The organism is Methylobacterium sp. SyP6R (genome assembly GCF_019216885.1).
GTDB lineage: Bacteria > Pseudomonadota > Alphaproteobacteria > Rhizobiales > Beijerinckiaceae > Methylobacterium.
Genome location: NZ_JAAQRC020000002.1, coordinates 655,849 through 681,666 on the forward strand (window position 1 = coordinate 655,849; position 25,818 = coordinate 681,666).

Consider the following 25,818-nt stretch of genomic DNA (forward strand, 5'->3'; position numbering starts at 1 on the left):
ACGGCTGAGAGGCGTATGATGGACGTGAGCAACGAGGGGCTGTCGGCCCTCGACCCGATGGTGCCGGTCAGCCGGCGGACCCTCCACGACGAACTCGTCGGGCGCATCCGCGACCTCATCATCGAGGGTCACCTCGCCCCCGAGAGCCGCATCCACGAAGGACAGCTCGGGCAGGCCCTCGGGGTATCGCGCACCCCGTTGCGCGAGGCGCTGAAGTTCCTCGCGAGCGAGGGCCTGATCGAGCTGGTGCCCGGGCGCGGCGCCGTGGTGCGCCGCCTCACGCCCCGCGACGTGCGCGACATGCTGGACGTGCTGGCCGCCCTGGAGACGACGGCGGCCCGCCTCGCCTGCCGACGGGCGAGCGACGCCGAGATCGCGGCTCTGCGCCGGCTGCACGACGAGATGATGACCTACTACGCGACCCGCACCCGGCTCGAATACTTCAAGCGCAACCAGGCGTTCCATGCCGGTCTCGCCACCCTGTCGGGCAATGCGTTCCTGGCCGCCACCCACGAGGGGATCCAGTCGCGCCTGCGCCGGATCCGCTTCGTGGGCAGCGACGCGCCGGACAAGTGGGCCGGCGCGGTGGCCGAGCACGAGGAGATGGTGCAGGCCCTCGAGGCCCGCGACGCCGACCGCCTCGCGGCGGTGATCGCCCGCCATCTCGAGGCGACCTGGATCCGCGTGCAGGACGTGATCTGACCGCGGCCGTGTCGTGTGGGTCCGGCACCCGTCCGGTCCGCCGGTAACACGCCATGGATCGGCAGGTCGGCGGCCCTCCCCCGCGCTTTCGACACGCCGAAGCCGACCGTCGGCCATGGCGGCTGGTTCGGGGCGATCGATTCGGTGCGGGGGCCGGCGGCTGCCAGATGTTCGGCGTCACCCCGATGCCGATCTACGATCCGGCGCAAACCATCGTCGACCTGCGCGACGTCATGATCCTGTTCCGATCGGGGGAAATTCGATGAGCTATCAAATCACGCTGCCGCGCATCATTCGCATCGGCCAGGGCGCCATCGCCGAGACGGCCGAGATAGTGAGGACCTTGCGACTGGCAAAGCCGCTCATCGTGACGGACGCGACGATGGTGAGAAACGGGACCGCCGATCGCCTCCAGGCCACGCTCGCCTCGGCCGACATCGAATCGGACGTTTTTTCCGACACGATCCCGGAGCCCGACACCCGGACGGTCGCCGCCGTTCTGGCCGCAGTCGAGGCGGGCCGCTTCGATTGCCTGATCGGCCTCGGCGGCGGCAGCCCGATCGACACCGCGAAGGCCGTCGCCGTCCTGTGCGTCCAGGGCGGCGCGATGCGCGACTACAAGGCTCCGCACCAGGCAAACGGACCCGCGCTCCCCGTCATCGCGATCCCGACGACGGCCGGAACCGGCTCCGAGGTCACGCGCTTCACGGTGGTGACGGATGCCGACACCTCCGAGAAGATGCTCTGCGCCGGTTTGTCGTTTCTGCCCGTCGCCGCCGTCGTCGATTACGAATTGACGCTGAGCAAGCCCCCGAGGTTGACCGCCGACACCGGGATCGATGCCTTGACGCATGCGATCGAGGCCTACGTTTCGCGTCGCGCCAACGCGATCTCGGATGGCTTCGCCCTGGCGGCGATCCGGAACATCGCCCCGCATCTGCGACGCGCCTACGCCGACGGAACCGATCGCTGCGCCCGAGAGGCATTGATGCTGGGCGCGACGCAGGCCGGGATCGCGTTCTCCAACAGCTCCGTCGCCCTCGTCCATGGCATGAGCCGACCGATCGGCGCCCACTTCCACATTCCGCACGGCCTGTCCAACGCCATGCTGCTGCCCACGATCACCGCCTACAGCATACCCGGCGCCGAGGCGCGGTACGCCGAATGTGCCCGCGCGATGGGGCTCGCCGCCGGCCGGGACGATGCCGCGGCGGCCCAGGCGCTCGTGGCCGAGCTGCGCGCCATCAACGCCGATCTCGCCGTCCCGTCACCGGAGGCTTACGGCGTCGATCCGGCAACCTGGACGACGTTGCTCCCCACGATGGCGCGCCAAGCCCTCGCCTCGGGGTCACCGTCCAACAATCCGGTCGTGCCCGACCTCGAGGCGATCGTCGCGCTCTACGAAGAGGTTTGGCACGGCGCCGATCGTCCGGCGGGTCATGGAGCGGCCCGGAACACGGATGACGGGGGACGCGCTGCGCCGGCGCGGACCTCCGCGTAGAGGGCCTCGCACGCGTCGAGCCAGCTTTCGCGGGTGAACAGGCGCAGCACCCGCTCGCGCGGGACGCGGCGCGGGATCGCCAGCGCCCGGGGGATGGCCCCGGCCAGGGCGGCGTCGTTCCCGGACGGGACCAGGCATCCGGCCTCGCCGACGACCTCCTCCGCCGCGCCCCGGGCAAAGCCCGCGACGGGAAGGCCGCAGGCCATCGCCTCGATCGCCGCGAGCCCGAACGGCTCGTCCCAGCACGGGGTGAACAGGAAGACCGAGGCGCGGGCGATCTCCGCGGCGAGCGCCGGCCCGGCGAGGTGGCCGCCATAGCGGATCGGCCCGCCGAGATGCGGGAGGATGTCGGTCTCCCAGTGATCCGGCTCCTCGATCGGGCCGAACAGGGTCAGGGGCAGGCCGGCGCGCCGCGCGGCCGCGATCGCGTGGTGCGGGCCCTTCACGCGAGCGATGCGCCCGCTCCAGACGGCGGAGCCGTCGCCGCCGTCGCGGTAGGGCCAGGCCGCGGGATCGATGCCGTTGTGCAGGACGCCCGCCTCCGGCGGGGCGCCGTCGGGCCACCAGGCCCGCAGATGCGCGGCCGAGGTCGCGGTGATGCGGTGCCCGGGTGCCGGGCTGTCGTGCACGAACCAGCGCAAGGCGTCGTAGGGCGGCGCGTGCAGGGAGGTGAGCGTGGGAACGGCCTCCGTGCGCCGCCGCTCCAGGGCCAAGCGGCTCAGGGAGTTGTTGTGCACGACGTCGAACCCGCCCGCCGCGATCCGGTCGCAGGCGGCGGCGTAGCCGGCATCGACATGGGCCTTGAGGCCGGGATCGCCCCGGTGCTCGAGGCCCGGGAAGCTCTTCTCGTGGTGGACCGGGATCACCGGGTCGAGGGTGAAGCGCGGGTCGCTGTCGCCGGAGGCGAACAGCACCACCGCGTGGCCCCGGGCGGTCAGCCCGTCCGCCAGGTGCCAGCAATAGGCCTCCAGGCCGCCCGCGAAGGGCGGCGCGATCGGGTGGCGCAGGTGGGCAAGGAGCGCGATCCTCACGCCGGCACCGGGGCCTGCTTCCGAATCTCGATCTCCCTGGCCTCGATCTCCCTGGCCTCGATGGCGCGGATGACCGAGGCCGAGTTGGTGTAGGGCTGGTGGCCCTGCTGCCCGGTGAGCGCGAGGTCGCCGGCATCGGGGCGGCGCAGGATGCGGATCGGCCGGTCCGGCGTGTCGTCGATCAGCCCCATCACCCGGAAGGCATGGAGCCAGTGCCCCATGGTGCGGTAGCCCCACTTGGCCTCGAACAATTCGGCATTGCGCACGACACTGTCGAGGTGGTGGACCGGCGGCATGTGGTGCGGGTGGTACTGGTGATAGGCAAGGCCGCCCTTCATCCAGGCGATCGGCAGGCCGCGCCGGTCGAGGAGCTTGCCGAAGTCGGTATCCTCGCCGCCATAGCCGGTATAGCGCTCGTCGAAGCCGCCGGTGGCGAGGAAGGTGGCGCGCCGGATCGCGAAGTTGAGCGACCAGAAGCAGCGGTAATCGTGGCAGATCTCGAGGCCGGCGGCCGGCGGGCCGCGGCGATCGGAATGCTTCTCGGCGACCCGGGCCAGATCCGCGTAGGCCCAGTCCCCCGCGGTCGCGTGCTCGGGCAGGTGCAGCACCTCGCCCATCAGCAGGCCGTCGAGGGTGGCGAGCCCGGCGGCGTAATCGGCGACGAGGTCGGGCGCGGGGATGCAATCGACGTCGAGGAACACGACCGCGTCCCCGGTGGCGAGCGCGACGCCGCGGTTGCGCGCGGCGGCGAGCGGCAGCGCCTCGCCCGGGAGCCGGAACTGGTGCACCGGGAACGAGGCGTCGGGCAGGTCGTAGAGGTCGTCCTGCATCACCGCGACGATGAACTCGGCGGGTTTCCGGGTCTGGCGTTCCAGGCCGCGGAGCACGTTCGCGAGGTGGGCGGGACGACCCTTGGCCAGGGTGACGACGGACACGGAGGACATGCGGGCGCTGAGCTTTCCGGCAAGCAGGAGGAGGATGGGGTTCGTCAGCCGGCGGCGACGACGCGAAGCGCGCCCGGCTCGGCGGCGCTTGGCAAAGGCTCGACGGCGCCCGGCAAAGGCTCGGCGGCGCCTGGCAAAGGCTCGGCGGCGCCTTGCCAGAGCGCGTCGGTCAGCCCTTCGAGCCAGCCGGCGGCACGGGACGCCGCGTCCGGCGCGTAGAGGCTGCGCAGGGCCTCGCCGTCGAGGGCTCGCGCCCGGGCGAGGAGGTCGCGCCAGCCCTGGAGGTCGCCGGGCCAGATCGGCGCCTGGACGGCGGCGCCCAGGCGCACCAGGGCCTCGGCCTTGCGGGTCTGCTCGCCGAAATAGCGCCATTCCGGCATCACGATCAGGCGACCGCCGACCCGGGCGACCTCGTGCACCGTGTTGTCGCCGGCCGAGGCCACCACGATGTCGGCCGCCGCCAGGTAATCGGTGACCGAGGGCACCCAGCCGAGTTCGCGCAGGTTCGAAAAATCGGTCTCGTGGCCCTCGCGGTGGGTCGGCCCGAGGGTGAGCCACAGGGCGTCGGGCGCGGCGCGGGCCGCGACCGTGAGGGGCGCGTAGGGCGTGCCGCTGCCCCCGCCGCCGGTCACCGCCACGACGATCTCGCGGTCGGGATCGAGGCCGAGGCTCGCCCGCGCCTCGGCCCGGTCCGGCACCCGGTCGATGCTGGTGCACAGCCCGCCGCTGTAGAAGGTCCTGGCGCGAAGATGCGCCGGATAGTCGTCCTGTTCGAGTTTGGCGTCGAAGGGCGCCAGCATCCCGACGCAGGCCTCGTAGGATCCGACATGGCCGATATCCTGGCGGTCGCCGTGCATGCGGATCTGCACCGCCGGCACGCTGGCGATGCGCGACAACAGCGCGATCTCCGCCGAGACATCGACGACGAAGAGGCCGATGCCGCGGTCGTCGAGGTGGTCGAGGATCCGGCGCATCGTCCGGCGCATCTCGGGGAGCCCGAGGGGCACGCAATGCATCACCTGCGGCGTCGGCTCGGCGTGGAGGCGCGGGGTCGGCACCGCGGCGCCGATCATGTTCGGCAGCGCCACGATCTCGATGTCGCGGGAGAATCCGTCGAACAGGTGCGGGCCGGCGGTCAGCACCGAGACCGGGCGGTCGCGGGCGAACTCGGCCGCCACCGCCATCGTGCGGCGGGCATGGCCCCGTCCCTGGTGGTGGACGAAGAACGCGATCGGCTTCTTCATGAAATCTCTCAAGAAAAAAGGGCATCGGGCCGCAAGGCGGCGGCGATCTCCGGCGGGGTCGGGGGGCGCAGGAGGCGGATGTCGTCCGCGCCCTCGTCCCAGGCGATCAGGCCGGCGTCGCGGAACTGGCCGAGCCAGTAGGTCATGCACCAGCGCCCGTGCCGGGCCCGGAAGCGCGCGGCATTGGCGAGGATCGGGTCGAAATGCTGGAGCGGCGGCACGTGGACCGGGTGATGCTGGTGATAGGCCCGCGCGCCCCCGACCCAGAAGGTCGGAAGACCGCTCGCGCTCAGGCGGGCGGCGAGATCGGTCTCCTCGCCGCCATAGCCGGCAAAGGTCTCGTCCATGCCGCCGACCGCGCGCCAGGCCCGCGCCGGCAGCGCGAAGGACAGGCCCCAGAGCTGGCCGGCATCGGGCTCGGGGCGGAGGCCGGTTTCCGGCACCGGAGGGCGGGCCGGGTGGGCGCGGCCGAGCCGGTCGAGATCGGCCTCGTCGAGGTGCGCGACGCCCGGCGGCAGGTACAGGACCTCGCCGAGGAACAGGCCGTCGCCTTCCGCGGCCGCCTGCGCGTAGGCGGACACGAGGCCGGCACCCGGGATGCAATCGACGTCGAGGAAGATCAGCAGGTCGCCGTCCGCCGCCTCCGCCGCCCGGTTGCGGGCGGCCGCGAGCGGCATCGGCTCGCCCGGCACGTGGAGGTGGCGCACCGGGCAGCCGGGATCGGGCAGGTCTGGCGCGGGCTCCGCCTGCATCCAGGCGATCACCAGTTCGCGCGGGCGCGTGCTCTGGCGGGCGAGACCCCGCATCAGGTGGCGCAGGCACGCGTCGCGCCCGCGCACCAGGGTGAGCACGCTCGCGGCAGGGGACTCGGGTCGCGAGGCCTCAGGTCGCATGCGCGAACATCCGGCGGAAATGGCCGACGCCCTCGATGATGCCGCGGGCATGCGAGGCCCGGGCGACGTAGGAGTGCTGCAGGGCGGCGTGGGCGGCCAGCCCGTCGGAATAGTTCGCCACGATGATCGCCTGCACCCGCGCGCGCAGCATCTCGACGTCGTTGCCGGAATCACCCGCCACGAACACGGCCCGCTCGGGCAGGCGGTAGAGGGCGCGCACGTGGTCGACCGCGCTGCCCTTCGAGGCCCGCTCGGGCAGGACGTCGAGGTAGCGGCCGTGGCTGTGGATCACCGAGGCCCGCAGGCCCGCCTGGCCCAGGCGGGCCCGGACCTGCGCCGCCGCTGCCGCACCGCCGAAATAGCTGAGCTTGAGCGCGCGCTGCTCCAGCGGCCCCTGGGGCGCCAGGTCGGCGAGGCCGACGAGCGCGGCGCGGATCGCCTCCCGCTCCCATCCGGGCAGAATCGCCGCGCGCCAGACGGAATCCGCCGTGTAGGTCACGCCGTTCTCGTCGAGGTGGTGGATCTCGGAGCCGACCGAGGTGATCATCACCTGCGGCCGCGGGCTGTCCTGCTGCTCCAGCACCGCCATCGCGCTGTGGAACGAGCGCCCGGTCGCGACCCCGAAGGCCAGCGACGCCTGCCGGCTGTGCCAGCGCCGGAAGATGCCGAGAGCCGCCTCGCACCCGACCAGCGTGTTGTCGATGTCGCAGATCAGGAGCTGGCGCGGCGCCTCCACGGGCGGTACCGGCGTCACGAGTGCGCGTAGCAGGGCGTGGTAGCGCGCGGCGTGCCGGTCCCAGTCGTAAGCTGCCGCCGCCCGCGCGCCGCCGGCGACGCATCGGGTGTAGAGGGCGGGATCGTCGAGGAGGCGCAGGGCCGCCGCCGCGATGGCGTCGGGCCGGCGAGGATCCACGAGGATGCCGTTGCCGCAGGTCTCGACGATGTCGTTTGGGCCGCCGCTGTCGGTCGCGACGAGGGGCAGGCCGGCGGCGGAAGCCTCGAGCAGGGTCAGGCCGAACGGCTCGTTGAGGGCCGGGTTGACGAACAGGCCGCCCCGCACCCGGGCATGGGCGTAGAGCGCCGGCACGTCCTCGGGCCGGTGGCTCTTCGGGTAGGCGACCCGGCCGTAGAGGTCGTAGCGGTCGATGAGCACCAGGAGGTCGCGTAGCGTCTCGGCCATCTCGCCGTCGAGGGCGTCGATGTCCTGGCGGGTCCCGGCGATCAGGACGAGGTTCGCACGTGCCTGCAGGCCTGGATTCTCGCCGTAGGCCCGCACCAGGGCGGCGAGGTTCTTGCGCGCCACCGGGCGGGCCAGCGCCAGCAGCACCGGCTTGCCGGGGTCGTGCAGGAAGCGCGCGAGCGTCGCGTCGACCCGCGGATCGGGGCGGCTGTCGGCGAAGCGGGCGAGGTCGCTGCCCGGCGGCAGGACGCGGATCCGGCCCGGATCGTAGGCGTCGTAGCCGGCATACTGCACCTCCGCCTCGTCGCGCGAGGAGGCGATGACGAGGCTGGCGCGGGCGAGCGCCCGCTCCTCGGTGGCGATCCGGCCGGCGAGGTCGGGCTGCCCCGCCGCCTTGCCGAGCATCGCCGCCTTGACCCGGCCGAGCGAGTGGGCGGTGAAGACGAACGGGATCCCGAGCCGGTCCTCGACGATCTCCGCGACGGCGGCGGCGTCGGCGTAATGGGCGTGGATCAGGTCGGGAGCCCGCGCTTGCGCGCCGATCCAGGCGATCAGGCTCTCGGCGAAGCTCGCGACCTCCGCGTGCATCTCCTCCTTGGTGCGGTAGCCCGGAGACGCGCTCGACAGCCGCACGAGCGTGGCCTTGTCGCCGAGGCGCTCTTCGGGCACGGCGTAGTCGGGGCCGGGCGCGCCGGAGAACCGGCGCGTCGCCACCACGATCCGGCCGATATCGGAATCCTGCGCCGAGGCGGCGACGAGATCGAGCAGGTAGCGGATATGGCCGCCGGTATCGGCGGTGAGCCCATAGACCACGTCCCGGCCGCGCAGGCAGCCCTGCAGGGCGACATGCAGAACGAACATCACTCCGCCGCCGCAGCGGACAAAATCCGAGAACAGGTCGATTCGAGTGAGGTATATGTCGTGATCCGCGTCGCCCAAATCGCTCCGAACATCTTTCCCATTCCCCCGGAGCATCACGGCGGCACGGAGCGGGTCATCCACGACCTCGCCACGGCGCTGAGAAGCTTGGGCGTGGAGGTAACGCTGTTCGCCCCCACGGACAGTGCGACACACTTACCCCGTATCGGTAGCTATCCGAGCCTCGCGGCCCTGGAGCGTCGCTACGGCCGGGTCGCGCCCGGGGTGCCGGCCGCCCTCGACGCCCTGCAGCTCGAGGCCCTGCGCCGGCGCCTCGACGACTTCGACATCGTCCATGGCCACGGCGAGTTCGCGCACGCCGCCCTCCTCGGGGAGCGCAGGCGGCACAGCCTGACGACGATCCACTGGCGGGTCGACGAGCTCGACCGGGCTTTGTTCTTCGAAGGCTTTCCCGATCTCCCCGTCGCGGCGATCTCGGCGGCGCAAGCGGCCGGCATACCGGCGGCGAACCGGGCCGGGGTCGTGCATCACGGCATCGACCGCGACCGCTACCAGGCGTCGCTCGAGGCTGGCGACCACCTCGCCTTCGTCGGGCGGATGACCGACCAGAAGCGGCCCGACACCGCGATCCGGGTGGCGCGGGAGGCCGGCCTGCCGATCCGGCTCGGCGGCACGATCGATGTCGGCAATCCGGGCTATTTCGACCGCGAGGTCCGCCCCTTGCTCGCCGACGACGCGGTCTATCTCGGCCCGGTGGACGATCAGGCCAAGGGCGCGCTCCTCCGCGGCGCCCGCGCGCTGCTGTTCCCGATCGACTGGCCGGAGCCGTTCGGCCTCGTGATGATCGAGGCGATGGCCTGCGGCACCCCGGTGATCGCCTGGAACCGCGGCTCGGTGCCGGAGATCGTCGAGGACGGGGTGACGGGCTTCGTCGTCGCCTCCGAGGACGAGGCCGTGGCGGCGCTCGCCCGGATCGGCGAGATCGACCGGGCGGGGGTGCGCCGCCGCTTCGAGGAGCGGTTCACCGCCGAGCGCATGGCCCGGGACTACCTCGCCCTCTACCGTCGCCTCCTGGCCGCCTGATGCGCACTGCCCTCCTCGCCTGGGACTACCCGCCGGCCCCGAGCGGCCTCTCGACCGCGGCCCGGGAGATCGCCGAGAGCCTGTCCGAGGCCGGTGCCGACGTGACGGTGTTCACCCTCGATCGCGCCGTCATCGAGCGGGTCGGGGGCGTGACGGTCGCCGGGATCTCCCTGCCGCCTGCCGGGGGCCTCGCGAGTTTACGCCGCTGGGGATCGGTCGGCCACCTCGCCGCCCCGCTGGCGTTCCGGCGCGCGGTGCTGGCCGCGCATGCCGGCAGCCCGTTCGACGTGATCGAGGCGACGAACTGGTACGCGCCCGCCGTGCTGCTCGCCGGCCGCCGCGACCTGCCGCTGGTGACTCGCTCCTCGACCCCGGCGGCCTTCACCCGCGGGCCGGCCCCGTCCTTGCGCGACCGCCTCGACGGCGGGACCGCCGACGCCCTGGAGCGGCGTCAGGCGCGGGGAAGTGCCGGCCTCATCGCCAACACCGCGGCGCACGGGGCGGTGATCGGGCAGGCCTATCGCCTGTCGGGCCGCCAGCCCGACGCGGTGATCGGGCTGAGCCTGCCGCCGGAGGTCGCGGGCCGCGCCCGGGACGCTGCCTATCCGGAGGCGGACGCGCCTTTGCGCCTGCTCTTCGTCGGGCGGGCGGAACTGCGAAAAGGCTTCGACGCGCTGATGGGCGCCCTGGCGATCCTCGCGGCGGAGGCGGAGCGGGGCGCCCTGCCGCCGTTCCGGCTCGACCTCGTCGGGGTGCCGCCCGGCGACCTGCCGGCGGATCTCTCCGACGCGGCCCGGGCGCGCCTCCACGCCCGCGGCCGGATCGGCGCCGGGGCTTTGGCCGAGGCCTACGCGGAGGCCCACGCGGTTCTCGCCCCGTCGCGCTACGAGAGCTTCGGCCTCGTCTACCAGGAAGCCCTGGCCTACGGTCGGCCGGTGGTGGCCTGCGCCGAGGATGCGAGCGCCCGCGCCTTCGTCGGCGCGCCCGAGGCCGGCCCGCTCGCGGCGGCGGCCACCGGTCCGGCGCTCGCCGACGCCCTTCGCCCGCTCCTGCGCGATCCCGGCTTGCGCCGGGCCTACCGCGCCCGGGCGCTCGCGGCGGCCGGGCGCTTCACCCGGGGAAGCCTCGCGCGCGCGACGCTCGATCTGTACGGGCGGGCCATCGCGGCGGCGCGGGGTGGGTGAACCTCATGCGCGGTAGGGCCGCAACAGCGTCTCCTCCTCCTCCAACCGGCCGCGCCCGGGATCGAGGGCCTCGTAGGCCCGGGAGCGGGCGCGGACATGGTCGCGGCTCAAGCGGTGCTCGATCGCGCCGTGCAGGGCGATGAGGCTGCGACGCCAGCCGCCGTCGAGGGCCGGGCGCTCGTGGACGCGGCCGGCATAGCGCACCGGAACCCGGTTCAGCCGGTACTGCACGTCCGGATAGACATCCGACATGATTCCGTCGACGCGGTTGCACCGGGGCAGGCCGACCGAGAAGACGTCGCCGTCCTCGGCGAGGGCCGCGAGGGCCGGCAGGAGGCGGCCGGTTTCGGGAGCGAGCGTCTCGTCGGCGTCGAGCTGCAGCATCCAGGCGTGGCGGGCGAGATCCTGGAGGGCGTTGCGCTGCGCGGCGAAGTCGCCCGCGAGGGGACGGACAGCCATCCGCACCGCGCCCTCCGCGAAGCCCGCGACCGGGATCGCCCGCAGCGGCGCGGCCTCGCCGTCGAGGAGGATCGCGACGTCGTCGGTCCAGCCGGCCTGCGAGGCGAGGCCGGCGAGCACCGCGTCGAGTTCGGCCGGACGGCAGAGGAGGCCCAGCGAGACGGGCGGCCCGTCCGCGAGATCGTAGAGTTCGGCCCGCGCCGCGAGCGGGCTGTGAGGCGCCAGGAGCGCCGCACGATCGTCGGGGCCAAGCGGGCGCAGGCCGCGGCCGAGGCGGGTCGCGGCGGTACGCAGGGTGTAGATGTCGAGGCCGTAAGCACCGTCCGGGTCGGGGACGAAGGTCGGCGCGGCGAGGCGCCCGGCGAGGTCGCGCCAGTTCCCCGCCGGGTCCGCGTCCCGCTCGGTCAGGACGCCGCAGGAGTGGCAGGCCATCGGGAAGGCGCGCTCGCGCCCGCGGGCATCGATCAGGCGGCGGTCGCTCGGCGCCAGCATGGCGGCGGCGCAGACGAAGCAGCGGCGGCTCCGTTCTCTCTCGAGAATCATCGACGAAGGTCCCGTTCCGGCGAGAGCGGCGCCCGGTCGCGTTGCCATCGGACGCTGCTATAAGCTTTTGATTTTGCAGGATTTTCTTCGACGAACCGGAATCCGCTTCGTCGGACGATGCTCCAGGGCTAGTCGCGGGGCACGAGCGCCATACTTCCCCGGGGCTTCCATGACGCCCCCGACGAGACCTGTGCCTCGCTTGCCCGACGCCGTCGACCCCCTCCGCGCAGCCTGTTTCGATCTCGCCTCGATCTCCCTCGTCGGCAACGCGCCCGGAACCGAGGCCGCAGCGGCGGATGCGGCGGAAAACGTCGTGCGCTTCAACAACGCCCCGAATTTCGGCGGCCGGGCCGGGTCGCGGGTCACGCATCTCGCTCTCGTCAACCGCGGCGGGCAGATGCGCGAGTGGCTGGCCGATCCGGATTTCCTCGACCGCCCGGTCGTCCGCCAGGCGCAGGCCTTCGTGCTGCCGTTCCCGATGCTGCCCGAAGCACAGAACGTCCCTGAGCCGATCTGCTTCACCCGCGAGGTGCTGGCGCTGCTGCGCCCGCTCGGCAAGCCGGTCCACGTCCTGCCCGAGGCGCTGCACGGCGAAGCCCGGCGCGTGCTCGGCGCCCGCACCGAGGGCCGGCCGAACCCGAGCACCGGCTTCCTGGTCGCGCTCGCCCTCCTCCTGGGGCGGCCGGCCGGGTCTCCGGCGATCGAGGCCTATGGATTCGGCTTTGCCGGTTGGTCCGGCCACCCCTGGGCGGCCGAGCGTGCCTGGTTCGCCGCGGCTAACGCGGCCGGGCGGCTGCGGCTGCATCCTCCCCCGACCGACGGATGATTCCTGCACGATGGCAACCCTGATCACCGTCCTGAAGAGCGGCGGCCGCTACGACGGACCTTGGGTCGCGCGCCTGGCCGCCGGCATCCGCCGCCACGCCCCGGCCTTCGAGCGGATCCTCTGCCTCACCGACCTTCCGCTCGCGATCGACGGGGTCGAGCGGGTGGCGCTTCGGCACGACTGGCCGGCCTGGTGGGCGAAGATGGAGGCGTTCCGCCCCGGCCTCGTCGAGGGGACGGCTTTGCTGTGCGACCTCGACACCGTCCTGACCGGACCGGCCGGCACCCTCGCCGAACCCGGCCTCGCGGCGATGGAGGACTATTTCCACAAGGGCCGCGTCTCCAGCGCGCTGCTGCGCTGGCACGGCGACGACCTCGCTCCCCTGTATGCCGCCTTCGCGGCCGAGCCCGGGCGCTGGATGAGGCCGGGATCCTGCGGCCCGGTGCCGAACGCCGTCCATGGCGACCAGGTCGTCATCGACCACTTGCTCGCGCGTGAGGGTCGCAAGCCGCCCTTCTTCCAGCATCGGTATCCCGCCTTGCTCGACTTCTACGACCCCCGACGCGACAGGCATGGCCCGGTCGTGATCTTCATCGGCGATGCGAAGCCGGACACGGCCCGCGGTTCCGTTCACGAGGCCTGGCTCGGAGCCTGACGGACGACGACCCCTGCGACCGCCCTTTTCGGCAGGGCGGCGCAGGTTGCGTCCGGATTTCGCTCGATGACGGACCTTCCCGGTGACGGGTGGATGCCCGCAAGAGGTCGGACGGGCCCGGCACGGCGGCGTAGGGGCGGACAAGCCGATCGGGTCGCCTGTCCGGGCGTCCCTTCGATCCGACCGACGCTTCGAAAGCGGCATCGATCGGCATCGTGCCCTCACCGAGCGCGAGGGGGCCACGCATCCGTGGCCTCACGTCAGGAACGCGAAACCCATGGTGCGGGCGTGGTAGTGCAGGCCGCCATCCTGCACGATCAGGAAGCGGGCTCGATCGCCGCCGTCGTTGTGGTGGGAGTGCGGCGCGCCGGGCGGGGTCACCAGGGTCGCCCAAAGGGTCCAGTCGCAGCGGGCGCCGTCGACGGTGGAGAAGCAGCTTTCCCCGGCAACCACGAGGGTCACCGCCGCCGAGTTGTGGCGGTGGGCGCGCTGATCGGTGCCGGGCGGCAGGGTGTTGAGCGAAAGGGTCAGGGTCGGCAGGATGTTGCGGCTCGCCTCGAGCCCGTCCGAGGAGAAGATCAGGGCGAGGCCCGAGGTCGCCGCGTTGGTGCCGGCCGCCGCGATCACCGCGAGCTGGCGCTCGATCTCGGCCGCCGGATAATGCACGGCGGCGACCGGAATCGAGGGCGGGCGCGAGGCGTCGTGGGCGAGCTGCGGCTCGTTGCTGACGCTCCATAGGACCGCCCGGCTCTCCGCCGCATGCGCGACCGCGCCGCCGGGCAGCAGCATCACGTCGCCGGGGCCCCAGCGCAGGGTCTCGCCCCCGGCCTTCGTCTCACCGGTGCCGGCGATGACGAACCAGATCGAGCCGGTCGCCGCGAGGTCGCAGGCAAGGCGTTCGCCCGCCGCGATGGCGGCGTAGCGCGCCAGCATCAACGGGGTGGTGGCCGGGAACGGGCAGGCCATCGCCCCGGCCTGGTCGCACGGAACGAAGCCCGTCGGCGCGTCCGGGGCGAGCGCCCGGGCGGCCTCGTCCGTGAAGACACGGGCGGGCACCGCCGGCAGCTTGATGTTGAAGGCGTTGCCGGAATTGAAGAAGCGCGCCCGCGCCCCGGCCGGGCTGCCCGGGTCCCGCGGGTGCTGGACCGGCAGGTTCGCCATGTCGATCGGGGTCATGTCGATCGAGGTCATGTCGATCGGGGTCATGTCGGTCATCGGGCGTCTCCTCGTGCGAGGGGCAGGGCGTCGGCGAAGGCGAGGTCGTGGAGCACCCGGGCGAGGACGCCTGCGCCGGCGGCGAGGTCGGCGGGCTCGGCCCATTCGGCCGGGGCGTGGCTGATCCCGGCCCGGCAGGGGACGAAGATCATCGCGCTCGGGCACGAGGAGGCGAGGTGGCGGGCGTCGTGGCCGGCGGCCGAGAGGAGCGGCATCGCCCGGATCCCGAGTTCCGCCGCCGCCCGCGCGATCCGGTCCCGGAGCACGGGATCGAAGGCGTTCGAGGGTGCGGCGACGAGGGGCGTCACCGCGACCGCGCAAGGGCCCGCCTCGGCCCGGCATAAGGGCTCGATCCACGCGCCGGCCGCATTCAGCACCGTGTTGTCGGGGTGGCGCAAATCGATGCTGAAACGGACCTCCCGGGCGATCACCGAGGGGGCGTTCGGCGCGACCGTGACCCGCCCGATGGTGAACTTGATCGCCGGATCGAGGCCGCCGATCGCCCCGTGGAGCGCGGCGGCGCAGCGCGCGAAGGCCGCCACCGCGTCGCGGCGCTCGGACATGGCGAGGGTGCCGGCATGGCCCTCCACGCCGGAGACGCACACGGAAAAGGTCTTCTTGCCCTGGATGCCGGTGACGATCCCGACCGGGCACCCCGCCGCCTCCAGCACCGGGCCCTGCTCGATATGCAGTTCCAGATAGGTGGCGACCGGACCGCCGAGGGGCCGGCGCGGCAGGTCGGGAAACCAGGCGTGGAAGCGGTCGAGGGCGTCGCCGGCGCCGATCCCGTCCGCATCCCGGACGGCCCGGATCGCCGCGAGGCCGCGCAACCCGCAGAACGCCTCCGATCCCATCATGCCGGGGGCGAAGCGGCTGCCTTCCTCGTTCATCCAGGCGACGACGATACAGTCGCGCTCCGGCACCCGCCCGCCCGCGGCGAGATCCGTCACGGCATCGAGGGCGGCGAGCACGCCTGCCGCCCCGTCGAAGCGCCCGCCGGTCGGCTGGGTGTCGAGATGGCTGCCGAGCAGGACCGGCGGAGCCGCCCGGTCGCGGCCGGCCAGGACCAGGAACAGGTTGCCGGCCTCGTCGGTCTGGGGCGCGAGCCCGGCCTCGCGGCCCCAGCCGATGACGAGGTGCCAGGCCTCGGCCTCGCCCGCGGTCAGGGCCTGCCGGTCGACGCCTCCGCCCGGGATGGCGCCGATCTCGGCGAGCGCCATCAGCCGGCGCCAGAGCCGGCCGGAAGCGGGGCCGGCCATCGTCACATCGTCCGCATGATCTGGCCCGGCAGCGCCCGCGGATCGCGGGGCAGCCAGCGCCCGGCCTCGACCTGGGCGATGAACTCGGCCAGCAGCGCGTTGAAGGCGGCGGGCTCCTCCAGGTTCAGGGTGTGGCCGGTCTTCGGGAAGACCGAGAGCCCGCAGGCGGGAATCGTCTTCTTGAGGAAGAGGCCGGGCTGGAGGCAATGGTCGTCCTCGTCGCCGACCACCACCAGGGTCGGCACCGCCATCCGCCTCAGCTCCTCCTCGAGATCGTAGAAGGACGGCCGGCGGGCCTGCACGCCCCGCATCGTCATCGCGGCGCCCTTGTCCGAATGGGTGGCGAGCCGGTCGGCGAAGACCTGCCAGCCGCGCGGGTCCTTGCTCTGGAACTGCACCCGGCTGGCGCCGAGAGCATAGATCTTGGAGAATTCCCGCGCGCCCTTGGTCTCGAAGTTGTCGGCCACTTCGAGGGAGACGCCGCGAAAATACTCCTCGAACTCCTTCTCGCAGCCATAGCCGGCGCCCGCCACCGTCAGCGACAGCGCGCGCTCGGGGTATCGCAGGCCGACATGCACGGTGCAGAACCCGCCCATCGACAGTCCGACGATGTGGGCCTTCTCGATCCCGAGCCCGTCCAGCACGGCCACCGCATCGTCGGCGGCAAGACTTTGGGAATAGGAATCGAGGCCGTCGGGCACGTCGGACGGCGGATAGCCCCGCGCCGCGTAGGTGATGCAGCGGTGGCGGCGGCTGAAGAACTGCATCTGCGGCTCCCAGGAAGCGTGGTTGCCGCCGAATTCGTGGATGAACAGGATCGGGGTGCCGATTCCTGCCTCTTCGACGTGGAGGTTTACGCCGTCACGGGTCGTGATCGTCATGATGGGCTGTCCCGATGGATCGTCCTGGGCAGGGGCTCAGAATTGCGGCGGCAGGTCGTTCAGCGTGCGCGCTTCCTCCGCCAGGGCCGGCAGCAGGTCGCAGAACCGCTGCACCCACGGCGTCGGCACCGAGGTCGAGACCTTGACGAAGCGGTCGCCGAAGCGGGCGGTGTGGTAGGTGCCCTGGCGGATCATGATTCCCCGCCGGCGGTAGCACTCGACCAGGGCCTCCGGCCGGATGCCGGCGCCGATCGTCTCCAGCACCAGGAAGTTGCCGTGCGAGGGGAAGATCGGCAGCGCCAACCCCTCGACCCGGCCCGCGGCCTCGGCGATCATCGCCTTGTTGGCCCGGTCGATCCGGCGGACCTCCGCCATCCAGGCGGGCTTGACCGACAGCCCGGCCTCGGCGGCCCGCTGCGCGATCACGCTGGCGCCGAGCACGCTGGTGGTGCGCGCGGCCATCTCCTCGAACAGGGCGGGCGAGGCGACGAGCGCGCCGATGCGCAACCCCGCAAGACCGAGCCACTTCGAGAAGCTCAGCGAGACGACCGTGTTCTCAGGGTCGGCGAGGAGCGCCGGGTAATGGTCGTCGGCGAAGTCGCGGTAGGTGCAGTCATGGACGAGGAGCGCGCCGCACTCCCGGGCGATGGCAGCGAACGCCTCGATCTCGGCCCGCGTGTAGCGGATGCCCAGCGGGTTGTTGGGATCGACGAGGTAGATGATCGCCGTTCGCGCGTCGACATGGGCGCGCAGGGCCTCCGGGGTCAGCCGATACCCGCAGGCGGGATCGTAGATCGGGATCTCGATCACCGTCGCGCCGGCTTGTTCGGCGAACAGGCACGGCCACTTCCAGGTCGGGTCGGTGGTGACGAAGGTGGTGCCGGGCCGGCAACGGGCGCGGCAGACCATCGCCAGCGCATTGACGCCGCCCTCGGTCACGAGCGCCTCGGCGCCCGGCGTGCCGAGATCGGCGGTGATCGCGGCGCGTAAACGTTCGAAGCCGAGCGGCGGCGCGTAGGCGTTGAAGGCGTTGTCCTCGACCGCCCGGATCATCGCCGCGCGCACCGCCGGATGCGCCTCGATGTGGTTGGTGTTCTGGCCGAGCCAGATCAGGTCCGGCGTCGCCGAGAGGTCGTCGAAGTAGCGGTTGCGGGTCAGCGCAGGGGAGGCCATCAGATCACCGAGCCGCGCGAGGCGATGCCGCCGTCGATGGTGACGACCGTGCCGGTGATGTAGCCGGCCCGCGGCGAGGCCAGGAAGGCGCAGAGATCGGCGACCTCCTCCGAGGTGGCGGGGCGCTTGCCCGGATACTTGTCGAACAGTTCCTGCCAGCGCGCCTCGTCGCCGAGCATGTCGATCGCCTTGCGCTTCATGATCTTGAGCATGCGGTCGGTGGCGACCGGGCCGGGATTGATCGCGACCACGCGCACGCCGTGGTCGAGGCTGCGGCCGCCGAGCGCCTTGGTGAAGGACATCAGCGCGGCGTTGCCGGTCGAGCCCGCGATGTAGCTCGCGTCCCAGTTCTCGCCCGAATTGCCGATGACGTTGACGATCACGCCGCCGCGGCCCTTCAGGCGCGGATAGTAGAGGCGCGACAGGGTGATGTAGCCGAACACCTTGAGGTCGAAGCCCCGGCGCCAGTCCTCCTCCTCCAGCACCTCGATCGAGCCGGCCGGGATGTCGCCGGCATTGTTGACCAGGATGTCGATGTCGCCTGCCGCCGCGGCGAGCCGCTCCATCGCGGCGGTGCTCGACAGGTCGAGGGCATGGACGGTGACGCGGACGCCGTACTCGGCCTCCAGTTCGCGCCTGGCCTCCTCCATCGCCGCGCCGTTGCGGGCGGCGAGATGCAGGTGGCAGCCTTCCGCCGCGAAGGTGCGGGCCACGGCGAGGCCGATGCCCTTCGAGGCACCGGTGATCAGGGCGGTCTTGTCGGTGAGGTCGAGCTGCACGGGGCACTCCTGACGGGCAAAAGGTATGCATCGTGCAGCAAGTTGCATACCAGACGCGGTCTCACTCGAACGCGGCCAGGAAGTCGAGCAGGTTGTCGCCGAGCAGCGCGACGTGGTCGCGCATCGCCCGGTGCGCGCCCTCCGGGTCGTGGGCGAGGATCGCCCTCAGGATCGCCTCGTGCTCGCGGATCGTGTCGCTCATCCGGTTCGGCATCCGGGTGACGCGGCGGCGATAGGCGGCGACCTGGTTGCGCAGGCGCCGGGTCTGGTCGGCCAGGAAGCCGTTGCGGGCGGCCTCGTAGATCGCCTCGTGGAAATCCTGGTTCACGTCGTAGAAGGCGTCGGCGTCGCCGCCGTCGACGAGGTCGACGAGGCGCTGGTGGATCGGCTCGATCGTCGCCCGCCAGGTCAGCGGGACGCGCCGCGCGGCGAGCCGCGCACACAGGCCTTCGAGTTCCGCCATCACCTGGAACATCTCGATCAGGGCGTGCGGGCCGATGCTGCGCACCACCGCGCCCTGGCGCCCGCGCAGCTCGACGAGGTGGCTGGCGGCGAGCAGCCGGAACGCCTCGCGGACGGGGGTTCGCGACACGCCGTAGCGCAGTGCGATCTCCTGTTCGTCCAGGCGGCTGCCGGGTTCGAGATGGCCGGCGGCGATCGCCGCTTCGAGCTGTTGGCGCAACCCCTCCGCCAGGGTTAGGCCGGGGGCAGGGGAGACCGGGGCACGCCCCGCATCGATCCCGATGACGCCGTTTTGTGCGCCTGCCACCATCTTATGCATTCATAAATTCCATATTTGTGTACATCACCCCTGCCGCCTCGCCCAGTTCGACCCGGCCGGCACCTTCGCGCAGCACTCGCCAGGGCCGAGGCAAACGCGATGCCGTTGCGTTCACGCCGCTTCGGAGCCGTCTGGCACATCCGTTGCAGAGATCCGCCCATCGCGGCCGGCGCTCAGGCATGCCAGAGGCGGCCCTCGTTATACAAGAACCCGAAAGGACGTCTCTTGCGGGCGATGCTGCGACACCAGGACGACGCTCCCGCGACGACGGCGGATCCCGCGCCGCTGATCGAGTTCAAGGGCGTCGGCAAGACGTTCGGGCCGGTCAAGGCCCTGTCGGGGTTCTCGGCCCGGATCGGGCGGGGCGAGTTCGTCACCGTCGTCGGCCCGAGCGGCTGCGGCAAGAGCACGCTCTTCAACATCGTGGCCGGGCTGGAGGAGCCCGATCCCGGCGGGGCCCTGCGCTTCGAGGGGCGGAGCTGCCACGCCGCCGACCTGCTCGGCCGGGTCTCGTTCATGCCCCAGCGCGACCTGCTGCTGCCCTGGCGCACCGTGATCGACAACGCGATCCTGGCGCTGGAGATCGAGGGAAGGCCGCGCAAGGAAGCCCGTTCGGAAGCGCTCCGGATGCTGCCCGAATTCGGGCTGTCCGGTTTCGAGGCACAGTACCCGCACCAGCTCTCCGGCGGCATGCGCCAGCGGGTGGCCTTGATGCGCACCTTCCTGTTCGAGCGCGACCTGATGCTGCTCGACGAGCCGTTCGGGGCGCTGGACGCGCTGACCCGCACGCTGATGCAGCGGTGGCTCCTCGACGTCTGGCAGCGCCACCGGCGCACGATCCTGTTCATCACCCACGACGTCGACGAGGCGATCTTCCTCGGCGACCGGGTGCTGGTGATGACCGCCCGGCCGGGCGCGGTGAAGCTCGAGCAGCGCATCGACCTGCCGCGGCCGCGCCGGCCCGACCTCGTCACCGCCCCCGAATTCATCCGGCTCAAGCGCACGCTCCTCGAGGCGATCGAGGAGGAGAGCCTGAAGTCGTTCCAGATCGCCGAGGAGAAGGCTCCATGAACGCCCGCATGAGCGCCGAGACCCCCGCAGGCCGCGTCGATCCCGCCGAGTGGGAGGCCCGCGTCGCGCTCGCCGCCTGCTACCGCATGGTGGCGCAGCTCGGCATGGACGACCTGATCTACAACCACATCTCGGCCCGCATTCCCGGGCGCGACAACGAATTCCTGATCAACCCCTACGGCCTGCTCTTCGACGAGATCACCGCGTCGAGCCTCGTCAAGATCGACCTCGACGGCACCGTCCTCGACGACACGCCCCACACGGTGAACCTCGCCGCCTTCGTGATCCACGCGGCGATCCACAAGACGAGCCACGACGCGGCCTGCGTGCTGCACACCCATTCGGATGCCAGCGTCGCCGTCTCCGGCCAGGAGAAGGGCCTGTTGCCGCTGAGCCAGTTCGCGATGCGGTTCTACGACCGGCAGGCCTTCCACGATTACGAGGGCGTGGCGATCGACCTCGACGAGCAGGGGCGCCTCGTGCGCGATCTCGGGCCCCACAAGGTCATGCTGATGCGCAACCACGGCATCCTGACCGTCGGCCGCACGCCCGGCGAGGCGTTCATGCTGCTCTACTACTTCGAGCGCGCCGCACGCATCCAGCTCGACATGCAGGCGGCGGCCGCCGCCGGCGCCGCCCTGGTGATCCCGCCCCACGAGGTCTGCGAGCGCGCCGCACGGCAGTTCTGGGAGCTGCAGGGCGACATCCTGATCCCCGGCGAGCGCGAATGGCCGGCGCTGATGCGCCGGCTCGACCGCACCGACCCGTCCTACCGCCACTGAACGCGAAGGCCCCCGATGCTCAAGCGCCGCCACCTCCTCGCCGCCCTCGCCGCCCTCACCCTCGCCGGTCCTGCCCTCGCCGGTGCCGCCGCCGCCGAGCCGGTGAAAGCCTCGTTGCGCCTGAAATGGCTGCCGCAGGCGCAGTTCGCCGGGTTCTACGTCGCCGTGCAGAAGGGCTACTACAAGGCGGAAGGGATCGACCTGACGATCAACCCGGGCGGGCCGAACCTGCTCGCCGAGAACCTCGTCGCCACCGGCGCCGACACGTTCGGCCTCTCGGGCGGCAGCGACAGCGTGCTCGCCGCCCGCGACAAGGGCCTGCCGGTGGTCTGCATCGGCGTCTCGCACCAGGTCACCCCGTTCGTCTTCGTCACCCGCAAGGACGGACCGGTGAAGACGCTCGCCGACTTCAAGGGCCGCACCGTCACGACCTGGTTCACCGGCGCCAACCACGTCCTCAACGCCGTCCTGGCCAAGGAGGGCATCCAGCCCGGCGAGGTGAAGATCCAGCCGCAGCAGGTCAGCGTCACGCCGTTCGTCGACGGCGCCGTCGATGTCGCCACGGCCACCTACTACAACGAACTTTACGCCATCCAGAGCCGGATGGGGAAAGACAACTTACGCACCTTCGTCGCCGAGGATTACGGCATCACCTTCCCGCGCGACACCTTGATCGTGTCCGAGCCGGTGCTGAAGGACAAGCCCGAGCTGGTGAAGGGCTTCCTGCGCGCCTCGATCCGCGGCTGGCGCGACGCCTTCGCGGATCCGAAGGCCGCAATCGATACCGTGATGGCGATCGCCCCGACCCTCGACCGGGCACACCAGGAGTTCATGCTGGCGGAGGTCAAGCGCCTGATGACGGCCGGCGCCGCCAAGGAGCGGGGCCTGTTCGCGATCGACCCGGCGGCCATCGCCAAGGCGCACGACCTGCTGCTCCAGGCCAAGGTGATCGCAAAGCCCGTCGACCTCGACAGCGCCTTCGATTCCCGGCCGCTCGATGCCCTGTCGAGCGCGGACCGCCAGCTGTGAGCGCGGCGCTCGCCGAGTCCACGCCGGCCGCGCCCCGCGCCGCCGGCCTCGCCCGCCGGATCGGCCTGCGGATCCTCGCGCTGCTGGCCGTGGCGCTCGCCTGGGAGGGGCTGGTGCTCCTGCTGGGGATCCGGCCGTTCTACCTGCCGCGGCTCTCGGCGGTCCTGGCGGCCATCCTGGCGACGCCCGGTGCCTATGCCGCCGGGTTCCTGCGCACGCTGACCGAGACCCTGATCGGCTTCGTCGCCGGGGGCGCCTTCGGGATCGCGGTCGCCGTGGCGTTCCTGCGGCTGCGGGCGTTGCGCGAGATGGTCTTCCCGCTCTTCGTGGTGTCGCAGACCATTCCCGTCATCGCCTTCGGGGCGCTGGTCGTGCTGTGGTTCGGCAACACGCTGATCGCCAAGGCCGTCATCGCCTTCTACCTCACCTTCTTCCCCGTCACCGTGAACGCGCTCATCGGCCTCGAATCGGTCGACCCGCGCCAGATCGCCCTGATGCGCAGCTTCGGCGCCTCGCCGCGCCAGATCCTGCTGCGTCTCCAGTTGCCGAGCGCCCTGCCGCAGACCTTCGTGGCGTTGCGGCTCGCCGCCTCGCTCAGCCTCGTGGGTGCCATCGTCGGCGAGTGGTTCGGCGACACGACCGGGCTCGGCGTGCTCCTGCTGCAGGCGATGTACAACGAGAACGTCGTCGCAATCTGGGCCGCGCTCCTGGTCTGCGCGCTTCTCGGCACCGGCTTCTACGCGGCCGTCGCCTTCCTCGAACGCCGCCTCGTCTTCTGGGGGGCCGAGCAGTGACGGGGCAAAAATCCCTCGCCGTGCAGCGCGGCATCCTCGGCGCGCTGGTGCTGATCGGGCTCTGGGAGGGCGTCGCCCGCGGCTTCTCCCTGCCGGCCTACGTTCTGCCGGCGATGAGCGACGTGCTCCTCGGCGTGTGGGGTCAGCGCGCGATGCTCGCCGAGGCGGCCGCCTACACCCTCTCCGAGGCGCTCCTCGGCTACGCTCTCGGGGCGCTCCTCGGCATCGGGCTCGCCGTCGCGCTGACCCTGCTGCCGCGGGCCCGCGGCGTCGTCGTGACCGCGGTGACGGCGGTGAACTCGGTCCCGGTGGTAGCCTACTCGCCCCTGATCCTGCTGTGGTTCGGCATCGGCATCGCCTCGAAGGTGGTGATGGTGGCGCTCGCCGTCAGCTTCACCCTGTTCCTCTCGACGCTCAGCGGCCTCGACCGGGTCGACCGCCGCAGCATCGACCTGATGCGCAGCTTCGGCGCCGGGCGCCTCGCCCTCCTGTGGCGCCTGCGCCTGCCGACCGCCCTGCCGCTGATCCTCGCCGGGCTTCGCGTCTCGACGGTGCGCAGCATCATCGTGGCGATCGTCACCGAGATGCTGGGCGCCTATGGCGGGCTCGGCTGGGTGATCTACCAGGCGGTGCTCCAGATCGATTTCGTCCAGGTCTGGTCGGCGATCGTCGTCGCCTCGGCGGCGAGCCTCCTGTTCTTCGGTCTCGTCGGCCTCGCCGAGCGCCGGCTCCTGTTCTGGAAGGCGTCATGATCCGGCAGATGCATCTCGGCCTGTTCCTCCTCGGCACCGGCAGCCACGTCGCCGGCTGGCGCATGCCCGGCGCGGTCGACAGCTTCCAGGACTTTTCGGCGATTCAGGAGATCGCCCGCACCGCGGAGCGCGGCTGCTTCGACCTGATCTTCATCGGCGACAACCTCTATGCCGATCCGGCCGCGCACCCCTCCTATACCCTGCGCCTCGAACCCCTGACGCTGCTCGCGGCGCTCGCCCCGCTCACCCGCCATATCGGCCTCGGCGCCACGGTCTCGACCACCTACAGCGATCCGTTCACGGTCGCCCGCGCCTTCGCCTCCCTCGATCATATCAGCGGCGGCCGCGCCGCCTGGAACGCCGTGACGACGGCGAGCCCGGCGACCGCCGCGAATTTCGGCACGATCCATCCGGACCACGCAAGGCGCTACGAGCGGGCGGGCGAGTTCCTCGACGTGGTCGCCGGCCTGTGGGACGGCTGGGCCGACGACGCGGTGGTGGCCGACCGGGCGAGCGGCCTCTACATCGATCCCACTCGCTTGCGCGCCCTCGACCATGACGGCCCCTTCTTCACGGTGAAGGGCCCGCTCAATATCGGCCGCAGCCCGCAAGGGCGGCCGGTGGTGCTCCAGGCCGGCGGCTCGGAGGCCGGCCAGGATCTCGCCGCGCGCACCGCCGACGTGGTCTTCTCGGTGGTGCAGGACATCGACGAGGCCCGTGCCGCCTATGCGAGCCTGAAGGGCCGGCTCGCTGCCCATGGCCGGCGCCCCGACGATGTCAGCGTGCTGCCGGGCGTGATGCCGGTGGTCGGGCGCACGGACCGCGAGGCGTTCGACAAGCTGGCGACGCTCCAGGGCTTCGTCGGCAACGAGAACGCCCTGGCGCTGCTCTCCGACCGGCTCGGGCAGGACATGTCGGCTTACGACCTCGACGGGCCGGTGCCCGACATCGCCCTGCCGGACAGCTATCACAGTTTCGCCCGGGTGATGCTGTCGAAAGCCCGCCGCGACGGCATGACCTTGCGCGACCTCTACAACCTCACCGCCGCGGCCCGCGGCCACTGGGTTTTGTGCGGGTCGGCCGAGACGATCGCAGACACGCTCCAGCACTGGTTCGAGACCGGTGCCGCCGACGGCTTCAACGTGATGCCGCCCTATTTCCACGACGGCTTCATCGACTTCGTCGACCTCGTCGTGCCGCTGCTGCAGGAGCGCGGGCTTTTTCGCCGCGACTACCATGGCAGGACCCTTCGCGACCGCCTCGGCCTTGCCCGGCCGGCGCGCTGACGAGGGCCGCCGGTTCCGACTCGCTCACGCCGACGATCCGCGACGGCCCGCCGATCCTCGACCGGGAGACGCTCGCAGGGATTCCGGGGCCTGACCGGCAGCGCCTTGCAGCGAGGATCTGCCGGTACCGGCCGACCCGGTACGTCTCATACGGCTTCCGATTGATCGCCTCGCGATGCGGAAACCGGCTTCGCTCAGGCGTGTGAAGCCTACGGCTTCACCGCGCGGGCTGGTGATACGGCGTCCGGAAGGAATCTTCCGGACGCCGTATCACGCATGCCGTCGGGCCCCTCCCATCGCGACCTCCCGCGTGACGGGGGAGGGGGCGATTCCGCCTCCGGCTCAGATGGGACGGTTTCGATCTCACGCCGGTCTATTTCAATCACAAAAATAATATTATTGAGTAAAGAAGCGGCCTCGGCCAGGGTCGAGCGACGTCCGCACCTCCGCGGCGCAGCCGCACGGGCGGATCAACCGTCACCTCGCCTGCATCGTCGGCGGCCGACCGCGCCGCACCATCCAAACGGCACGTCGCGGCCGTCATCGAATGGTCCTGTCGGGCGCATCCGGATCATTGACATCTCTGTCAAAGCCAGGATCCTCCTCTTACGTCAGACAGTGCTGCTCCGCAGCCTGGATGCGACGCCTCGCACGACTGTATTGGTTCAACTGGCTGGTCGCTCATGCCGGCGGGAGGACATCGTGACCGCCCTGACCGTCTACCGTCGTCTGGCACCGGACGATCAGCCGTACGTCCGGACTTCGCGCGAGGCGCGGTCCGGCGTCCGTCTCAAGGAGTTCGTGGTCGGACGATCCGGACACGTCGCCGACTGGCGCCACGCAACCGCACCTCTGCGCCTCGCCCGCGATGATCGCCCGTTCTTGTCCGGCG

At 71.7% G+C, this 25,818-nt stretch carries 24 protein-coding genes and 1 pseudogene; 13 read left to right on the plus strand and 12 right to left on the minus strand.

Going from position 1 to position 25,818, the window contains the following annotated elements; all coding sequences use genetic code 11:
• Positions 1 to 15 precede the first annotated feature (15 nt).
• From HBB12_RS32280 to HBB12_RS32290, 3 genes and pseudogenes are all read left to right on the plus strand, one after another.
• Positions 16 to 702: a GntR family transcriptional regulator gene (locus HBB12_RS32280; protein ID WP_236993164.1), complete on the plus strand. Its 687-nt coding sequence runs from the start codon at positions 16 to 18 to the stop codon at positions 700 to 702.
• Positions 703 to 792: 90 nt separating this feature from the next.
• Positions 793 to 962: pseudogene (locus HBB12_RS32285) on the plus strand (allophanate hydrolase); the annotation flags it as partial.
• Between the two features lie 2 nt (positions 963 to 964).
• The gene (locus tag HBB12_RS32290; protein ID WP_236993165.1) at positions 965 to 2,203 is read left to right on the plus strand and encodes an iron-containing alcohol dehydrogenase; all 1,239 of its coding nucleotides are present in this window, start codon (positions 965 to 967) and stop codon (positions 2,201 to 2,203) included.
• Here the strand turns inward: HBB12_RS32290 and HBB12_RS32295 are convergent.
• From HBB12_RS32295 to HBB12_RS32315, 5 genes are read right to left on the minus strand one after another with little or no spacing between them, the layout of a single operon-like run.
• Positions 2,140 to 3,234 carry a glycosyltransferase gene (locus tag HBB12_RS32295; RefSeq protein WP_236993166.1) on the minus strand — a complete coding sequence of 365 codons (1,095 nt, stop codon included), beginning with the start codon at positions 3,232 to 3,234 and terminating at the stop codon, positions 2,140 to 2,142. The two genes, HBB12_RS32290 and HBB12_RS32295, sit on opposite strands and share 64 nt — an antisense overlap.
• Entirely contained in the window at positions 3,231 to 4,178 is a 948-nt protein-coding gene (locus tag HBB12_RS32300; protein ID WP_236993167.1) for a galactosyltransferase-related protein, read from the minus strand. Before HBB12_RS32300 ends, HBB12_RS32295 begins: the two co-directional genes overlap by 4 nt.
• Before the next feature lie 44 nt (positions 4,179 to 4,222).
• Complete coding sequence (locus tag HBB12_RS32305) at positions 4,223 to 5,422, minus strand: glycosyltransferase (protein ID WP_236993168.1); 1,200 nt, start codon at positions 5,420 to 5,422, stop codon at positions 4,223 to 4,225.
• Between the two features lie 8 nt (positions 5,423 to 5,430).
• Positions 5,431 to 6,315, minus strand: a complete 885-nt coding sequence (locus HBB12_RS32310) for a glycosyltransferase family 2 protein (RefSeq protein ID WP_236993169.1) — start codon at positions 6,313 to 6,315, stop codon at positions 5,431 to 5,433.
• Positions 6,305 to 8,356, minus strand: coding sequence for an HAD-IIB family hydrolase (locus HBB12_RS32315; protein ID WP_236993170.1), 2,052 nt, complete (start codon positions 8,354 to 8,356; stop codon positions 6,305 to 6,307). The genes HBB12_RS32310 and HBB12_RS32315 overlap by 11 nt, the downstream gene beginning before the upstream one ends.
• A 60-nt stretch (positions 8,357 to 8,416) precedes the next feature.
• On the opposite strand from HBB12_RS32315, the gene HBB12_RS32320 reads away from it, so the two are divergent.
• Together HBB12_RS32320 and HBB12_RS32325 are read left to right on the plus strand one after the other, a co-directional pair.
• Positions 8,417 to 9,457, plus strand: coding sequence for a glycosyltransferase family 4 protein (locus tag HBB12_RS32320; protein WP_236993171.1), 1,041 nt, complete (start codon positions 8,417 to 8,419; stop codon positions 9,455 to 9,457).
• The gene (locus HBB12_RS32325; RefSeq protein ID WP_236993172.1) at positions 9,457 to 10,641 is read left to right on the plus strand and encodes a glycosyltransferase family 4 protein; all 1,185 of its coding nucleotides are present in this window, start codon (positions 9,457 to 9,459) and stop codon (positions 10,639 to 10,641) included. Before HBB12_RS32320 ends, HBB12_RS32325 begins: the two co-directional genes overlap by 1 nt.
• A gap of 3 nt (positions 10,642 to 10,644) precedes the next feature.
• On the opposite strand, the gene HBB12_RS32330 is transcribed toward HBB12_RS32325, so the two are convergent.
• Entirely contained in the window at positions 10,645 to 11,643 is a 999-nt protein-coding gene (locus HBB12_RS32330; protein ID WP_236993173.1) for a glycosyltransferase family protein, read from the minus strand.
• A 199-nt stretch (positions 11,644 to 11,842) separates the two neighbouring features.
• Here HBB12_RS32330 and HBB12_RS32335 point away from each other — a divergent pair, with 199 nt between their 5' ends.
• Positions 11,843 to 12,469, plus strand: a complete 627-nt coding sequence (locus HBB12_RS32335) for a glycosyltransferase family 29 protein (protein ID WP_236993174.1) — start codon at positions 11,843 to 11,845, stop codon at positions 12,467 to 12,469.
• 10 nt (positions 12,470 to 12,479) lie between these two features.
• Positions 12,480 to 13,124 carry a hypothetical protein gene (locus tag HBB12_RS32340; protein ID WP_236993175.1) on the plus strand — a complete coding sequence of 215 codons (645 nt, stop codon included), beginning with the start codon at positions 12,480 to 12,482 and terminating at the stop codon, positions 13,122 to 13,124.
• 255 nt (positions 13,125 to 13,379) lie between these two features.
• On the opposite strand, the gene HBB12_RS32345 is transcribed toward HBB12_RS32340, so the two are convergent.
• The 6 genes from HBB12_RS32345 to HBB12_RS32370 form a co-directional block, all read right to left on the minus strand.
• Entirely contained in the window at positions 13,380 to 14,339 is a 960-nt protein-coding gene (locus tag HBB12_RS32345) for a cupin domain-containing protein (RefSeq protein ID WP_236993176.1), read from the minus strand.
• Positions 14,336 to 15,598, minus strand: a complete 1,263-nt coding sequence (locus HBB12_RS32350; protein WP_236993177.1) for a hydantoinase/carbamoylase family amidase — start codon at positions 15,596 to 15,598, stop codon at positions 14,336 to 14,338. The genes HBB12_RS32345 and HBB12_RS32350 overlap by 4 nt, the downstream gene beginning before the upstream one ends.
• 2 nt (positions 15,599 to 15,600) lie before the next feature.
• Positions 15,601 to 16,479 (minus strand): alpha/beta fold hydrolase, encoded by an 879-nt coding sequence (locus HBB12_RS32355; protein WP_236993178.1) that lies wholly within the window; start codon positions 16,477 to 16,479, stop codon positions 15,601 to 15,603.
• 36 nt (positions 16,480 to 16,515) lie between these two features.
• Positions 16,516 to 17,652, minus strand: a complete 1,137-nt coding sequence (locus HBB12_RS32360; RefSeq protein ID WP_236993179.1) for a pyridoxal phosphate-dependent aminotransferase — start codon at positions 17,650 to 17,652, stop codon at positions 16,516 to 16,518.
• Positions 17,652 to 18,431, minus strand: coding sequence for an SDR family oxidoreductase (locus HBB12_RS32365; protein ID WP_236993180.1), 780 nt, complete (start codon positions 18,429 to 18,431; stop codon positions 17,652 to 17,654). The genes HBB12_RS32360 and HBB12_RS32365 overlap by 1 nt, the downstream gene beginning before the upstream one ends.
• 61 nt (positions 18,432 to 18,492) lie before the next feature.
• Positions 18,493 to 19,212 carry a GntR family transcriptional regulator gene (locus HBB12_RS32370; RefSeq protein WP_236993181.1) on the minus strand — a complete coding sequence of 240 codons (720 nt, stop codon included), beginning with the start codon at positions 19,210 to 19,212 and terminating at the stop codon, positions 18,493 to 18,495.
• 234 nt (positions 19,213 to 19,446) lie between these two features.
• Here HBB12_RS32370 and HBB12_RS32375 point away from each other — a divergent pair, with 234 nt between their 5' ends.
• The 6 genes from HBB12_RS32375 to HBB12_RS32400 are packed head-to-tail and all read left to right on the plus strand — an operon-like array spanning position 19,447 to position 24,926.
• Complete coding sequence (locus tag HBB12_RS32375) at positions 19,447 to 20,283, plus strand: ABC transporter ATP-binding protein (protein WP_236993182.1); 837 nt, start codon at positions 19,447 to 19,449, stop codon at positions 20,281 to 20,283.
• Entirely contained in the window at positions 20,280 to 21,065 is a 786-nt protein-coding gene (locus tag HBB12_RS32380; protein ID WP_236993183.1) for a class II aldolase/adducin family protein, read from the plus strand. The genes HBB12_RS32375 and HBB12_RS32380 overlap by 4 nt, the downstream gene beginning before the upstream one ends.
• A gap of 15 nt (positions 21,066 to 21,080) precedes the next feature.
• Positions 21,081 to 22,094 carry an ABC transporter substrate-binding protein gene (locus HBB12_RS32385; protein ID WP_236993184.1) on the plus strand — a complete coding sequence of 338 codons (1,014 nt, stop codon included), beginning with the start codon at positions 21,081 to 21,083 and terminating at the stop codon, positions 22,092 to 22,094.
• Positions 22,091 to 22,888, plus strand: a complete 798-nt coding sequence (locus HBB12_RS32390; protein WP_236993185.1) for an ABC transporter permease — start codon at positions 22,091 to 22,093, stop codon at positions 22,886 to 22,888. Before HBB12_RS32385 ends, HBB12_RS32390 begins: the two co-directional genes overlap by 4 nt.
• Positions 22,885 to 23,640 (plus strand): ABC transporter permease, encoded by a 756-nt coding sequence (locus HBB12_RS32395; RefSeq protein WP_236993186.1) that lies wholly within the window; start codon positions 22,885 to 22,887, stop codon positions 23,638 to 23,640. The genes HBB12_RS32390 and HBB12_RS32395 overlap by 4 nt, the downstream gene beginning before the upstream one ends.
• A complete protein-coding gene (locus HBB12_RS32400) occupies positions 23,637 to 24,926 on the plus strand; it encodes an LLM class flavin-dependent oxidoreductase (protein ID WP_236993187.1) in 1,290 nt (429 codons plus the stop codon). Before HBB12_RS32395 ends, HBB12_RS32400 begins: the two co-directional genes overlap by 4 nt.
• Positions 24,927 to 25,818: the final 892 nt, after the last annotated feature.

Excerpts from the sequence above, each read along its gene's own strand:
- HBB12_RS32280 (WP_236993164.1), top strand. The coding sequence starts at position 16 with ATGATGGACGTGAGCAACGAGGGGCTGTCGGCCCTCGACCCGATGGTG.
- HBB12_RS32290 (WP_236993165.1), top strand. The coding sequence starts at position 965 with ATGAGCTATCAAATCACGCTGCCGCGCATCATTCGCATCGGCCAGGGC.
- HBB12_RS32300 (WP_236993167.1), bottom strand. The coding sequence starts at position 4,178 with ATGTCCTCCGTGTCCGTCGTCACCCTGGCCAAGGGTCGTCCCGCCCAC.
- HBB12_RS32305 (WP_236993168.1), bottom strand. The coding sequence starts at position 5,422 with ATGAAGAAGCCGATCGCGTTCTTCGTCCACCACCAGGGACGGGGCCAT.
- HBB12_RS32310 (WP_236993169.1), bottom strand. The coding sequence starts at position 6,315 with ATGCGACCTGAGGCCTCGCGACCCGAGTCCCCTGCCGCGAGCGTGCTC.
- HBB12_RS32315 (WP_236993170.1), bottom strand. The coding sequence starts at position 8,356 with ATGTTCGTTCTGCATGTCGCCCTGCAGGGCTGCCTGCGCGGCCGGGAC.
- HBB12_RS32325 (WP_236993172.1), top strand. The coding sequence starts at position 9,457 with ATGCGCACTGCCCTCCTCGCCTGGGACTACCCGCCGGCCCCGAGCGGC.
- HBB12_RS32330 (WP_236993173.1), bottom strand. The coding sequence starts at position 11,643 with ATGATTCTCGAGAGAGAACGGAGCCGCCGCTGCTTCGTCTGCGCCGCC.
- HBB12_RS32340 (WP_236993175.1), top strand. The coding sequence starts at position 12,480 with ATGGCAACCCTGATCACCGTCCTGAAGAGCGGCGGCCGCTACGACGGA.
- HBB12_RS32345 (WP_236993176.1), bottom strand. The coding sequence starts at position 14,339 with ATGACCGACATGACCCCGATCGACATGACCTCGATCGACATGACCCCG.
- HBB12_RS32350 (WP_236993177.1), bottom strand. The coding sequence starts at position 15,598 with ATGGCCGGCCCCGCTTCCGGCCGGCTCTGGCGCCGGCTGATGGCGCTC.
- HBB12_RS32355 (WP_236993178.1), bottom strand. The coding sequence starts at position 16,479 with ATGACGATCACGACCCGTGACGGCGTAAACCTCCACGTCGAAGAGGCA.
- HBB12_RS32360 (WP_236993179.1), bottom strand. The coding sequence starts at position 17,652 with ATGGCCTCCCCTGCGCTGACCCGCAACCGCTACTTCGACGACCTCTCG.
- HBB12_RS32370 (WP_236993181.1), bottom strand. The coding sequence starts at position 19,212 with ATGCATAAGATGGTGGCAGGCGCACAAAACGGCGTCATCGGGATCGAT.
- HBB12_RS32375 (WP_236993182.1), top strand. The coding sequence starts at position 19,447 with ATGCTGCGACACCAGGACGACGCTCCCGCGACGACGGCGGATCCCGCG.
- HBB12_RS32380 (WP_236993183.1), top strand. The coding sequence starts at position 20,280 with ATGAACGCCCGCATGAGCGCCGAGACCCCCGCAGGCCGCGTCGATCCC.
- HBB12_RS32385 (WP_236993184.1), top strand. The coding sequence starts at position 21,081 with ATGCTCAAGCGCCGCCACCTCCTCGCCGCCCTCGCCGCCCTCACCCTC.
- HBB12_RS32400 (WP_236993187.1), top strand. The coding sequence starts at position 23,637 with ATGATCCGGCAGATGCATCTCGGCCTGTTCCTCCTCGGCACCGGCAGC.